The 12,420-nt window shown below is 71.3% G+C and carries 11 protein-coding genes and 2 riboswitches; of the genes, 6 read left to right on the top strand and 5 right to left on the bottom strand.

What is annotated here, in order from left to right:
• The coding region (locus tag ACFWYW_RS22455; RefSeq protein WP_379641050.1) for a hypothetical protein at positions 1–633 on the top strand (633 nt) is incomplete at its 5' end.
• Between the two features lie 3 nt (positions 634–636).
• Here the strand turns inward: ACFWYW_RS22455 and metE are convergent.
• On the bottom strand, positions 637–2,940 hold the full coding sequence (gene metE, locus ACFWYW_RS22450; protein WP_379620885.1) for a 5-methyltetrahydropteroyltriglutamate--homocysteine S-methyltransferase: 2,304 nt from the start codon (positions 2,938–2,940) through the stop codon (positions 637–639).
• A gap of 146 nt (positions 2,941–3,086) precedes the next feature.
• Positions 3,087–3,260: riboswitch (cobalamin riboswitch) on the bottom strand.
• 65 nt (positions 3,261–3,325) lie between these two features.
• A riboswitch (cobalamin riboswitch) is annotated at positions 3,326–3,498 on the top strand.
• Positions 3,499–3,640: 142 nt separating this feature from the next.
• On the opposite strand from metE, the gene ACFWYW_RS22445 reads away from it, so the two are divergent.
• The 5 genes from ACFWYW_RS22445 to ACFWYW_RS22425 are packed head-to-tail and all read left to right on the top strand — an operon-like array spanning position 3,641 to position 8,961.
• A complete protein-coding gene (locus ACFWYW_RS22445) occupies positions 3,641–5,137 on the top strand; it encodes a CoA-acylating methylmalonate-semialdehyde dehydrogenase (RefSeq protein ID WP_379620887.1) in 1,497 nt (498 codons plus the stop codon).
• A 5-nt stretch (positions 5,138–5,142) separates the two neighbouring features.
• On the top strand, positions 5,143–6,294 hold the full coding sequence (locus tag ACFWYW_RS22440) for an acyl-CoA dehydrogenase family protein (protein ID WP_379620889.1): 1,152 nt from the start codon (positions 5,143–5,145) through the stop codon (positions 6,292–6,294).
• A 5-nt stretch (positions 6,295–6,299) separates the two neighbouring features.
• A complete protein-coding gene (locus tag ACFWYW_RS22435; RefSeq protein WP_379620891.1) occupies positions 6,300–7,313 on the top strand; it encodes an enoyl-CoA hydratase/isomerase family protein in 1,014 nt (337 codons plus the stop codon).
• Positions 7,310–8,188 carry a 3-hydroxyisobutyrate dehydrogenase gene (gene mmsB, locus ACFWYW_RS22430; RefSeq protein ID WP_379620893.1) on the top strand — a complete coding sequence of 293 codons (879 nt, stop codon included), beginning with the start codon at positions 7,310–7,312 and terminating at the stop codon, positions 8,186–8,188. The genes ACFWYW_RS22435 and mmsB overlap by 4 nt, the downstream gene beginning before the upstream one ends.
• A complete protein-coding gene (locus ACFWYW_RS22425; protein ID WP_379620895.1) occupies positions 8,185–8,961 on the top strand; it encodes an enoyl-CoA hydratase in 777 nt (258 codons plus the stop codon). The genes mmsB and ACFWYW_RS22425 overlap by 4 nt, the downstream gene beginning before the upstream one ends.
• Positions 8,962–8,997: 36 nt before the next feature.
• Here the strand turns inward: ACFWYW_RS22425 and ACFWYW_RS22420 are convergent, their stop codons facing one another.
• From ACFWYW_RS22420 to ACFWYW_RS22405, 4 genes are all read right to left on the bottom strand, one after another.
• Complete coding sequence (locus tag ACFWYW_RS22420) at positions 8,998–10,029, bottom strand: hypothetical protein (protein ID WP_379620897.1); 1,032 nt, start codon at positions 10,027–10,029, stop codon at positions 8,998–9,000.
• A gap of 213 nt (positions 10,030–10,242) precedes the next feature.
• Complete coding sequence (mltG, locus tag ACFWYW_RS22415) at positions 10,243–11,124, bottom strand: endolytic transglycosylase MltG (RefSeq protein WP_379620899.1); 882 nt, start codon at positions 11,122–11,124, stop codon at positions 10,243–10,245.
• Entirely contained in the window at positions 11,121–11,633 is a 513-nt protein-coding gene (locus ACFWYW_RS22410; RefSeq protein WP_379620901.1) for a SigE family RNA polymerase sigma factor, read from the bottom strand. The genes mltG and ACFWYW_RS22410 overlap by 4 nt, the downstream gene beginning before the upstream one ends.
• 64 nt (positions 11,634–11,697) lie before the next feature.
• Positions 11,698–12,411, bottom strand: coding sequence for a TetR/AcrR family transcriptional regulator (locus ACFWYW_RS22405; RefSeq protein ID WP_379620903.1), 714 nt, complete (start codon positions 12,409–12,411; stop codon positions 11,698–11,700).
• Positions 12,412–12,420 lie beyond the last annotated feature (9 nt).

The raw sequence follows: 12,420 nt of genomic DNA, 5'->3' as shown, positions 1-12,420 counted from the left end.
CGCTCAGACCGATCGAAGGGAAGGCACGGCATGCCCGCGGATCACCTGTACCAGCTGCTTCGCTCCTACGATCCCAGTGACGTCTCCATGCGGCAGTTCTACGCCGTCTGGTGCCAGGGGCCCACGGCAGAGGAAGCCGTCGGCCTGCTCCACGGGGATCCCGGCAGTGGTGTGCCGGACGACTACGCCGGATGGGGACCGGGTTCCGACGGGAGCGACGAGGCGGAGGCCGGGCTCCTGGCCGGCCGGATGGGCGCCTGGACGGTGCTCATCGGTGATCACCGGATCGCCGAGGACGACGCCGTCCTCGCGCTGACCGGCGGCGAGGGGCAAGCACTGGCGATCAGCTGGGACTTCCACGGCGACTGCCTGCTGAAGTTCGCGCGATCCGGTGAGCTGCTCACCGTGCTCGACATCTACGACACCGACGAGCGCTCCGGCCTGGACCCGGACGCGCTCGACCCCTATCTGAGCGGCCTGCGCTTCAACCTCGACCCGGCCGACCCGGACGAGCCCGTCGCCGAACCGGCCGAATCCTTCACCTCCGCCCTGGTGGCCGTCGGCAGGATCGTGGGCCAGGAACTCGACAAGACCTGGCTGGACGCCACGCACCACTGCTACACCATGCACTGAGCTTCAGCCGGTCGGGTTCTCGCGGACCTGACGGGCGGCGGCGGTGAGGTTCGTCAGCGAGCTGCGGACCTCTTCCCAGCCGCGGGTCTTCAGCCCGCAGTCGGGATTGCCCCACAACCGCTCGACCGGGATGGCCGCCAGGCCCGCGCGCAGCAGGCCCGCGACCTCCTCCACGCCCGGTACCCGCGGCGAGTGGATGTCGTAGACCCCTGGCCCGACCTCGCGCGGGTAGCCGCCCTCGGACAGTTCGTGCGCCACCTGCATGTGGGAGCGGGCGGCCTCCAGGCTGATCACGTCGGCGTCGAGGTCGTCGATGGCTGCCAGGATCTCACCGAACTCGGCGTAGCACATGTGGGTGTGGATCTGGGTGTCGTCGCGTACGCCGGAGGTGGCCAGGCGGAAGGACTCGGTGGCCCACTCCAGGTAGGCGGGCCGGTCGGCGGCGCGCAGCGGCAGCGTCTCGCGCAGCGCGGGCTCGTCGACCTGGATGACGGTGGTGCCCGCCGCCTCCAGGTCGGCCACCTCCTCGCGCAGGGCCAGCGCCACCTGGCGGGCGGTCTCGCCGAGCGGCTGGTCGTCGCGGACGAAGGACCAGGCCAGCATGGTGACCGGCCCGGTGAGCATGCCCTTGACCGGGCGGCTGGTCTGCGACTGGGCGTAGGTGGTCCAGCGCAGCGTCATCGGCTCGGGACGGGAGATGTCGCCGGCCAGGATCGGCGGGCGGACGTAGCGGCTGCCGTAGGACTGCACCCAGCCGTGCTGGGTGGCCACGTAGCCGTCGAGCTGTTCGGCGAAGTACTGGACCATGTCGTTGCGCTCCGGCTCGCCGTGCACCAGGACGTCGAGCCCGGCCTCCTCCTGGAAGGCGAGCACCTGGCGGATCTCGGCCGCGATGCGCTCGTCGTAGGCGGCCTGGTCGATACGGCCCGCGCGCAGGTCGGCACGGGCGACGCGCAACTCGCTGGTCTGCGGGAACGAGCCGATCGTGGTGGTCGGCAGCGGCGGCAGCTTCAGCCTGGCCCGCTGGGCGGCGGCGCGCTCGCCGTACGGGCTGATGCGACGGCTGTCAGCGGCGGTGACGGCCGTCGTGCGCGCGCGGACCGCCGGGTTGTGGGTCAGCGGGGACTCGGCGCGGGCGCGCAGCGCGGCCTGGTTGGCGTCCACCTGCTCGGCGATGAGGTGGGTGCCCCTGCTGATGCCGCGGGTGAGCGTGACGGTCTCGGCGACCTTCTGGCGGGCGAACGCGAGCCAGCCGGCCACCTCGGGATTGAGGTCGGTCTCCAGCGCGGTGTCGTAGGGGACGTGCAGCAGGGAGCAGGAGGCGGCCACGTCCACCCGCTCGGCCAGTCCGAGCAGGGTGGCGAGCGTTGCCAGCGACCTCTCCAGGTCGTTGATCCAGATGTTACGCCCGTCCACGACCCCGGCCACCAGTCGCTTGCCGGGCAGCCCGCCGGCCGCGGCCAGGTCGTCGAGGTTGGCGGCGGCCGAGCCGGTGAAGTCGAGTCCGAGGCCCTCGACGGGGGCGGCGGCCAGCACGGGCAGGGCGGCGCCGAGCCGGTCGAAGTAGCTGGTCACCAGGATTCTGGGCCGCCGGGTCAGCCCGCCGAGGTGGGCGTAGGCGGCGGCGGCGACGGCGGCGAGTACCTCCTGCGGCTGGTCCTGGACCAGGGCGGGCTCGTCGAACTGCACCCAATCGGCGCCCGCCGACTGCAGCGACGCGAGGATCTCGGCGTAGACGGGCAGCAGCCGTTCCAGCAGCGACAGCGGTTGAAAGCCGGGCTCGACGCCGGGGGCGGGCTTGGACAACAGCAGGTAGGTGACGGGGCCGAGCACGACCGGGCGCGGGTTGTGGCCCTGCAGCAGGGCCTCGGTCAGTTCGGCGGCCTGCTTGCCGGGGTTGGCGGTGAAGACGGTGTCAGGGCCGAGCTCGGGGACCAGGTAGTGGTAGTTGGTGTCGAACCACTTGGTCATCTCCAGCGGCGCCACGTCCTGGGTGCCGCGGGCCATGGCGAAGTAGCCGGCCAGCGGGTCGGCCTCCACGGCCGCCCGGTGCCGCTCGGGGATCGCGCCGACCATGACGGTGGTGTCCAGCACGTGGTCGTACAGCGAGAAGTCGCCGGAGGGGACTTCGCCGAGGCCGGCGTCGGTGAGCTCACGCCAGGCGGCGCGGCGCAGGCCGGCGGCGGCGGCTTCCAGCTCGGCGGCGGTGATCCGGCCCGCCCAGTAGCCTTCGACGGCCTTCTTCAGTTCGCGGCCGGGTCCCTGGCGGGGGTAGCCGTACACGGTGGCGAGCGAACGCTCGGTCACGGAACTCTCCTTCGCGAGTCACGGGGAACATCCCCGGCGTTCGAGCGAAGGCACGGCCCAGGCGCGGGCACACTTCTGGCCCGCGTGGTCGCCCAGCCCTCCCTCGAGGCCGTCCGATGCACCGCGCGCGGGGTGCGCGCGGGCAGTGGCAGGTCTTCGGACTCGCGGGCGCGTCGCACATGCCTACTGGCCGTCGCTTCCCCGGCCCCGGGGGCCGAGTGCTGGTGACGGCGGTCGTTCCCACTCACCGCTGCGGGGCAGTCCCGGATTCGCACCGGGTTCCCTCTTACGACGCCTCGCCTGGCTGACGGGGCGAACCAACTGCGACCCCCACCCTAAGCCAAGGGAAGCCGGCACTGGACTTACTAGGACGTCCAACTATATTTTCAACAGGAACGCTCGCGGTGCAGGGAAGCTGGTGTGAATCCAGCACGGTCCCGCCACTGTGACCGGGGATGTGCGTCATCGCTCGACAGTGCCACTGGCGAAAGCCGGGAAGGCCGGATGACGTGCGCTGATCCGGGAGTCAGGATACCGGCCGCGAGTTCTGGCATGTGTTGTCCACGAGGATGGAGCGAACACGCATGGCACCGGAACGCGCCCGCGGCCCAGGTGATCCGATGGCGACGGCGGTCACTCACCTCTGACCTGCCCTCCTTTGCATGCCCATCCTCGGGTCCACCTGGCGAAAGCAGGCTCCATGATCCGTGAACTGTCCCATTTCATCGGCGGCAAGCACGTCCCCGGCATCTCGGGCACCTTCGGCGACGTCCACGACCCGAACACCGGAACCGTCCAGGCCAGAGTCCCGTTGGCCACTCCGGACGAGACCAGGGCGGCCATCTCCGACGCCGCCGAAGCCCAGGCGGCCTGGGCGGAGTGGAATCCGCAGCGCCGCGCCCGCGTGCTGCTGAGGTTCCTGCACCTGGTCGAGGCCGAACGCGACACCCTGGCCCGGCTACTGTCGTCCGAACACGGCAAGACCGTCGCCGACGCCGACGGCGACATCCAGCGCGGCCTGGAGGTGGTCGAGTTCGCCGCGGGCATCCCCCACCTGCTCAAGGGCGAGTTCACCGACAACGCGGGCAGCGGGATCGACGTCTACTCCATGCGCCGGCCGCTGGGGGTGGTCGCGGGGATCACGCCGTTCAACTTCCCCGCCATGATCCCGCTGTGGCAACTGGCCCCCGCCGTCGCCTGCGGCAACGCCTTCGTGCTCAAACCGTCCGAGCGTGATCCATCAGTTCCGGTACGGCTGGCCGAACTGCTCACCGAAGCCGGCCTCCCACCCGGTGTACTGAACGTGATCCACGGCGCCAAGGACGCTGTCGACACCCTGCTGACCGACGACAGGGTGACCGCGATCGCCTTCGTCGGCTCCACCCGGGTCGCCGAGCACGTCTACACGACCGCCACCGCGCACGGCAAGCGCGCCCAGTGCTTCGGCGGCGCCAAGAACCACCTGATCGTCATGCCCGACGCCGACCTGGACCAGGCCGCGGACGCGCTGATCGGCGCCGGCTACGGCTCGGCGGGCGAACGCTGCATGGCCATCTCGGTGGCCGTCCCCGTGGGACAGGCGACCGCGGACGCGCTGCGGGAACGGCTGGTGGCCAGGATCGGCGAGCTGCGCCTGGGCCGCAGCGACGACCCCGGCGCCGACTTCGGCCCGCTGGTCGGCTCCGACGCCCTGCGGCGCGTCCGCGACTACGTGGAGATCGGCGTGAGCGAGGGCGCCGAGCTCGTGGTCGACGGCCGGGACGCCGACGTGCCGGAGCCGGGCGGCTTCTTCATCGGCCCGTCCCTGTTCGACCACGTGCGGCCGGACATGCGGATCTACCGCGAGGAGATCTTCGGGCCCGTGCTGTCCATCGTGCGCGCCGACGACTACGAGCACGCGCTGCGGCTGCCGAGCGAGCACGAGTACGGCAACGGCGTCGCCATCTTCACCCGCGACGGCGACACGGCACGCGACTTCACCCGCCGGGTGAACACCGGCATGGTCGGGGTCAACGTGCCCATCCCCGTCCCGGTCGCCTATCACTCCTTCGGCGGCTGGAAACGCTCCATGTTCGGCGACCTCAACCAGTTCGGCACCGACTCCATCCGCTTCTTCACCCAGGCCAAGACGGTCACCTCCCGCTGGCCGTCGGGCATTCGCGAGGGCGCCAGCTTCACGATCCCGACGATGGGCTGAGGCCGATGCCCGTACTGACGCAGGAGCAGTTCGCCATTGTCGAGGCGGTCGCCGGCTTCACCCACGAGCACCTGTCCCCCAACGCGATCGACTGGGACCGGCGCAAGCACTTCCCGGTCGACGTGCTGACCAAGGCGGCCGACCTCGGTCTCGGCGGCGTCTACGTCAGCGAGGAGTTCGGCGGCTCGGGCCTGTCCCGCCGCGACGGCACGCTGATCTTCGAGACGCTGGCCACCGGCTGTCCGTCCATTGCCGGATATATCTCCATCCACAACATGGTCGCCTGGATGATCGACCACTACGGCAGCATCGAGCAGCGCACGCGCTGGCTGTCCGGGCTGTGTTCGATGCGTAGCCTGGCCAGCTACTGCCTGACCGAGCCTGGCGCCGGTTCTGACGCGGCGGCGCTCGCGACGCGAGCCGTACGGGATGGGGACGCCTACGTCCTGGACGGCGTCAAGCAGTTCGTCTCCGGAGCCGGGGCCGCGCAGGTGTACGTGGTCATGGCCCGCACCGGCGTCTCCGGCGCGCGCGGCGTCTCCGCGTTCGTCGTCGAACGCGACGACCCCGGCCTGTCCTTCGGCGCCAACGAGGAGAAGATGGGCTGGAACGCCCAGCCCACCCGGCAGGTCGTCCTCGACGGCGTACGCGTCCCCGCCGACCGGCTTCTGGGCCGGGAGGGCGACGGATTCCGGATCGCGATGAACGCCCTCAACGGCGGCCGCCTCGGCATCGCCGCCTGCTCGCTCGGCGGCGCGCGGGCCGCGCTGGAGGCCAGCACCTCCTACCTCGGCGACAGGCAGGCGTTCGGCGCGCCGCTCTCCCACGCCCAAGGGCTGCAGTTCCAGCTCGCCGACATGGCGACCGAACTCGAGGCCGCCCGCGCCCTGCTGTGGCGCGCGGCCACCGCGCTCGACGAGGGCGACCCCAAGGCGGTCGAGCTCTGCGCGATGGCCAAACGCTTCGTCACCGACACCGGGTTCACCGTCGCCAACCGCGCCCTGCAACTCCACGGCGGCTACGGCTACCTCACCGAATACGGCATCGAGAAGATCGTGCGCGATCTGCGGGTGCACCAGATCCTCGAAGGGACCAACGAGATCATGCGCGTCATCGTCGCCCGCGGCCTCACCGGCAATCTGAGCGGGGCCGCCTGATGGACATGGAGACCAGGCAGGACGGCCGTCTCGGCCACATCCTGCTCAACCGGCCGAAGGCGCTCAACGCGCTCACCCACGACATGGTCCGGCACATCGACGCCGCGCTGCGGGCGTGGGAGACGGACGAGACGATCCAGGCCGTGCTGATCAGCGGCGCCGGCGAACGCGGGCTGTGCGCCGGGGGCGACATCCGCTCGATCTACCAGGACATCCGGCAGGGTGGCGGCGATGCCACCGCCGCGTTCTGGCGCGACGAATACCTGCTCAACGCCCGCATCGCCCGCTACGGCAAGCCGTACGTCGCGCTCATGGACGGCCTGGTCATGGGCGGCGGCGTCGGCGTCTCCGCGCACGGCAGCGTCCGCGTGGTCACCGAGCGCACGAGGCTGGCCATGCCGGAGACCGGCATCGGCCTGATCCCCGACGTGGGCGGTACCTTCCTGCTGTCGCGCGCTCCCGGCGACATCGGGCTGCACCTCGCGCTGACCGGGACGACGATCGGGGCGGGCGACGCCATCGCCTGCGGCCTGGCCGACCACTTCGTGCCCTCGGCCGACCTGCCCGCCTTCCGGCAGAGCGCGGCGGCGCACGGGGTCACGGCGGCGCTGGCGGCTCATGCCGTACCCGCTCCAGAAGGGTCGCTGCCGGCGCAACGCTCCTGGATCGACGTGTGTTACTCCGGTGAGAGCGTTCCGGAGATCGTCGAGCAGTTGCTGGACATCGGCGAGAGCACGGCGAAGGAGGCCGCGGAGCAGATCGCGGCCAAGTCACCGACCGCGCTGCGGGTGACGCTGCGATCGCTCCGGCGCGCCGGGCTGCTCGGCTCGCTGGAAGAGGTGCTGGACCAGGAGTACCGCGTCTCGTGCCGGGCGCTGGGCCATCCCGATCTGGAAGAGGGCATCCGCGCACAGGTCATCGACAAGGACCGGTCGCCGCGGTGGGTTCAGGCGGCCTCCGCGGCGGAGGTCGACGCCTTCTTCGCGCCGCTGGGCGACAAGGAGCTGGGGCTGTCATGAGGATCGCCTTCATCGGCCTGGGCAACATGGGCGGGCCCATGGCGCGTAACCTCGTCAAGGCCGGACACCACGTGGACGGGTTCGACCTCGACGACGCGGCGCTCAACGAAGCGTCCGGGCACGGGGTGCGGGCGGCGGGTTCGGCGGCCGCGGCCGCCGGCGACGCCGACCTGGTCATCACCATGCTGCCCGCCGGACCGCACGTCCTGCGGTGCTACGACGACATCCTGCCCGCGGCCCGGCCCGGCACGCTGTTCGCCGACTGCTCGACCATCGACGTGGCCGACGCGCACGCCGCCGCGCGAGCAGCGGTCACCGCCGGGCACCGGGCCCTCGACGCCCCCGTCTCCGGAGGCGTCGTCGGGGCGAGCGCGGCGACGCTGACCTTCATGGTGGGCGCGGCCGAATCGGACTTCGCCGCCGTCGAACCGGTGCTGGCGGCGATGGGCCGCCGCGTCGTCCACTGCGGCGGGCCGGGTGCCGGGCAGGCGGCGAAGATCTGCAACAACATGATCCTCGGTGCCTCCATGATCGCGGTCAGTGAGGCTTTCGTCCTGGGTGAACGGCTCGGCCTGTCGCACCAGGCGCTGTTCGACGTGGCCTCGGCCGCCTCCGGGCAATGCTGGGCGCTGACCACGAACTGCCCGGTGCCCGGCCCGGTGCCGGCGAGCCCGGCCAACCACGACTACCGGCCCGGCTTCGCCGGGGCCCTCATGGCCAAGGACCTCGGCCTGGCGGCCAATGCCGTTCGCGCCCACGGCGTGGCCGCCGACCTCGGCCTCCACGCGGCGGAGATCTACGCGGCCTTCGCCGAAGGCGCCGGGGCCGGCCAGGACTTCTCCGCCATCGTCAACTCCATCAGGGAACGCTCATGACGCGATACGAGACCATCCTCACCGAGTCGGAGAACCGGGTCGGCCTCATCACCCTCAACAGGCCCAAGGCGCTCAACGCGCTGAACCTCCAGCTCATGGACGAGGTCGTGGAGGCCGCGACCGGATTCGACCGCGATCCGGACATCGGCTGCCTGGTGATCACCGGCTCCGAGCGCGCCTTCGCCGCCGGCGCCGACATCAAGGAGATGCGGCCCAACGACTACATGGACGTCTATCTCAGCGACTGGTTCGCCGCCTGGGACCGGCTCGGGCAGGTACGCAAGCCCACGCTGGCCGCGGTGTCCGGCTACGCGCTGGGCGGCGGGTGCGAGCTGGCCATGCTCTGCGACATCGTGCTCGCCGCCGACACCGCCGTCTTCGGTCAGCCGGAGATCAAGCTGGGCGTCATCCCGGGCATCGGCGGCTCGCAGCGGCTGACCCGTGCGGTCGGCAAGGCCAAGGCGATGGAGATGTGCCTGACCGGCCGCACCATGGACGCCGAGGAGGCGGAGCGGGCGGGCCTGGTCTCCCGGATCGTCCCGGCCGCCGACCTGCTCGCCGAAGCGCGGACGGTGGCCGAGACGATCGCCGGCATGTCCACGCCGATCGCGATGATGGCCAAGGAGGCCGTCAACCGGGCGTTCGAGACCACGCTTGCCGAAGGGGTGCGGTTCGAACGCCGCGTCTTCCACGCCACCTTCGCCACGGCGGACCAGAAGGAGGGGATGGCCGCCTTCACCGAGAAGCGCAAGCCTTCCTTCACCAACCGATAGCGGAGGTCGTCTCCACTTGGTCAGGCGGCAGCCGGCTCAACGGCGGTAAGCCCAGACCGTGCCGCCGCGACCGGAACGGGCCCCGCCGACCGCCCAGACGGAACCGCTCTCCGGCTGGATGGCGAGGTCGCGGACGGACGCTGTCCGGTCCGGCGGAGCGGGGAAGGCGCCCGGCTCGACGCTGTCGGGGCCGATGTGCAGAAATCGGCTGCCTCCGCCCTTGGCGTCGTAGACGACCCAGGCCCCGCCTCTGCCGTCGGGCTCGGCCTGGGCACGCGGCTGGAAGCCCGGTTCACCACGGACCTCGAACTTCCAGCTGCCCGGATAGCCGGTCAGCAGCAACGTCTCACCGCAGAAGGAGCCGCCGCACGGCCAGGCGACCCAGCCGACCGCCATCACCCGGCCGGTCTCACCGTCGAACGCGACATCCGTCAGCTCCGAGATCTGGCCCGAGCGGGTGGACGGGATCGCCGGAAGGGTGACCGCGCGCCAGGCCGTACCACTCCAGCGGGCCAGAGCCGCCGTGCCCCGCGCCGAGCCCGCCGCCCACCGGCCGTCGAGTCCCTTGACCACGATCGGCGTCCGGACCTTGCGCCACGCCGACCCGGCCAGTCGCCGCAGCGTGGACCGCGCCGTCCACCCGGCAGTACCGGCTGAGGGGAAGGCGTTGGCGTTCTCGATGACCCACAGGTTCTGGCCGATGGCGTACGCACCGTCCACCCGGCCGTGGGGCCATCGGTTCACCTGCCAGCGCTTGCCGTTCCATCGGGCGTATCGCGACGCGCCGAAGGCCCAGACCCTGGTGTCGGAGGCCGACGTCAGCCGCTTGACCCGGAAGCCCGGCCCGGTGACCCGCTTGAAGGCGGACCGGCCGCCCTTCAACAGCTGGCTCGTCCCGGCGACCCAGACCGCCCCACCCGGTGTGACCGTCACCGCGTCGTAGGAGTCGCGGCGGTCGTGATGGACGACACTCCACTGACTGGCCGGCGCCTCGGCGTGGGCGGCGACCGGCCCCGTCACGACGAAGAAGGCGACGGCTGCGGCCGTACCGCGAAACAATAAGCCCATAAAGGTGAGACGCGCCTTCCACCGCAAAGGTTGGCTCCGAGCACGTCGGCCGCGGTCCTCATGGCTGGACGTCGTCGAACAGGGCGAGGGCTTCGGTGGGGTCCGGGGGGCCTGTGCCCACATCTGTCGTCACCGGCGCCATCAGGCGCGAGATCGCGAACGTGCGGGCCGACGTGGACGCCGAACTGGCCCGTCCGCCGGAGTGACGGATCGTTACCCGGCGAAACGTTCGACGAGCTTGGCGTACTCCTTCGCGGACGTGGCGAACTCCAGGGTGCCGCTCTTCGGGTCGGTGGCCACGTAGTAGAGCCAGGTGCCCGCGGCCGGGTGGAGGGCGGCCTTGAGCGCGGCCTCACCGGGGTTGGAGATGGGCCCCGGAGGCAGTCCGCCATGGCGATAGGTGTTGTACGGCGTACGCCGCTTCGTGTCCTCGACCGTGACGTCGACGCCGTACCTGCCGAGGCCGTAGAGCAGGGGGCTGTCGAGCTTCAGCATCATGCCGCGGGCCAGGCGGTTGTGGATGACGCGGGCCACCTTGGGCATGTCGGCCTCGGTGGGCGACTCGGCCTGGACGAGGCTGGCGATGATGACGACGTCCATGGGCGCGCGCCGGGAGGACAGGCCGAGCTCGTCCGCCGTCGCGCGGAACCGGGCCACCATCGCGGCCAGGATCTCGGTGGGAGTGGCGGACTCGGCGAACCTGTACGTGCCGGGGTGGGCGAAGCCCTCCAGCCTGCCCTTCGCATACGGAGGCAGGCCCAGAGCCCGGCCGTCCTTGGCCGCCCGCGCGAACGACGCCGCGGGTTCGCCGGTCACGCGGGAGAGGTTGTCGAACAAGAGGGTGGCCCGCCATCCCTCCTTGATGGTCACGGTGTGCTCCGGACGCGCGGCCACCGGCGCCACGGGCGTCTCGGGTGAGAGGGTCCTGACGGCGATCGTGCCGCCCGCGGCCAGGGCGACGACGGTGGCCGCCGCTGCCAGGGCGACGCCCCTCCGGCGGACGGGACGGGGCGGGAGGAAGCGGGCCGGGGGTGGCGGCACCTGCTCGTCCGCCATGTCGGCGAGGGTCTCACGCAGCAGGTTCTCGACGTTCAACGCAACTCCCTCACGGTGCTCAGTTCGGGGGCCGACTTCTTCAGCCGCTCCAGCGATCGGTAGATCTGGCTGCGGACCGAGCCCACCCGCACGCCCAGCAGGCGCGCGATCTCGGTCTCCGACTTGTCCTCGAAGTAGCGCAGGACCAGCATGGTCCGCTGCCGGGGCGTCAGCCGGGACAGCGCCGCGCGCATCGTCATGCGCAGGTCCGCCGCCTCGGCGTGCCCGTCGCCGGCCCGGTCGAGCCGCGCGTCCGTGCTCACCTCCACGACCCGTGACCGGCGGCGCCACCGGCTCACTTGCTCGTGGTACATGGTCCGTCGGACGTACCCCTCGATGGCCTCGGGGTCGCGCAGGGCGCGCCACCGCGCGGCCGTCTTCGCCAGGGCCGACTGGACGAGGTCCTCGGCGGCGTGCCGGTCGCCGGTCAGCAGGTACGCCGTGCGGAACAACGCGCCCGACCTGTCGATGACGAACTGCCGGAGCGCCGCCTCGAAGCCTGGATCCACCCGTCCTCCTCGTGATGTCACCCACCAAGGACGAGCGAGCGCCACGGAACTATGCCGGAAGATGTCAGGTTCTTGTGAGGCTGTCGAGCATCAGGTTGAGGGTGAAGTCGAATCGTTCGTATCCGCTGCCGGAGGTGAGTTCGCCGGCGTGGCGTCTGGTGTGCGGGAACTGGTCGGCGGGCAGGGAGCCGAACCGGTGCAGAAGTTCGTCGCGGCTGAGGACCCACTCCTGGCCGGGGTCGGCCTTTCGCCCGTGGAGCAGGGAGATCTCCAGGGTGTAGGCGGCGACGTACAGGGACAGGGCGTCCATGGCCCAGGCCGCGGTCTGGGGCTCGACTCCGCCGGCGAGCAGGATCGCCAGGATCGCCTCGCTCACGCGCAAGGTGTCCCGATTGGTGGGGACCGTGGCCAGGGCGGCACGGGAGATGCCTGGATAGCGCAGGTACTGGTCACGGATCTGGGCGTACACCCGCAGGATCTGTTCCCGCCATCGGGCGGGGTCGGGTTCGGGCAAGACGAGCTCGGAGCTGAGCCGCCCGATGATCAGGTCGTCGATGTCGGCCTTGTTGACCACGTGCGCGTACAGCGATGACGGGCTGGTGCCCAGCTCGCCGGTGATGGCGCGGATCGTCAGCGCGTCATAGCCCTGGGTCGCGACCACGTGCAGCGCGGCGTCGATGATGCGCTCGACGGTGAGAGGTTCCCGGCGCGGCTGGGCCGGGGCGGCGCCGGGCTGCAGGTGCCGGGCGGCCCGGCGGGCTTTCGGATCGTGGGCCATGCTCCGATT

The organism is Nonomuraea sp. NPDC059023 (assembly GCF_042740095.1).
Lineage (GTDB): Bacteria > Actinomycetota > Actinomycetes > Streptosporangiales > Streptosporangiaceae > Nonomuraea.
The sequence above is the reverse complement of the archived record's forward strand: the minus strand, read 5'-3'. Positions and strand labels throughout refer to the sequence as shown.

Excerpts from the sequence above, each read along its gene's own strand:
- ACFWYW_RS22445 (WP_379620887.1), top strand. The coding sequence starts at position 3,641 with ATGATCCGTGAACTGTCCCATTTCATCGGCGGCAAGCACGTCCCCGGC.
- ACFWYW_RS22440 (WP_379620889.1), top strand. The coding sequence starts at position 5,143 with ATGCCCGTACTGACGCAGGAGCAGTTCGCCATTGTCGAGGCGGTCGCC.
- ACFWYW_RS22435 (WP_379620891.1), top strand. The coding sequence starts at position 6,300 with ATGGAGACCAGGCAGGACGGCCGTCTCGGCCACATCCTGCTCAACCGG.
- mmsB (WP_379620893.1), top strand. The coding sequence starts at position 7,310 with ATGAGGATCGCCTTCATCGGCCTGGGCAACATGGGCGGGCCCATGGCG.
- ACFWYW_RS22425 (WP_379620895.1), top strand. The coding sequence starts at position 8,185 with ATGACGCGATACGAGACCATCCTCACCGAGTCGGAGAACCGGGTCGGC.
- ACFWYW_RS22420 (WP_379620897.1), bottom strand. The coding sequence starts at position 10,029 with ATGGGCTTATTGTTTCGCGGTACGGCCGCAGCCGTCGCCTTCTTCGTC.
- ACFWYW_RS22405 (WP_379620903.1), bottom strand. The coding sequence starts at position 12,411 with ATGGCCCACGATCCGAAAGCCCGCCGGGCCGCCCGGCACCTGCAGCCC.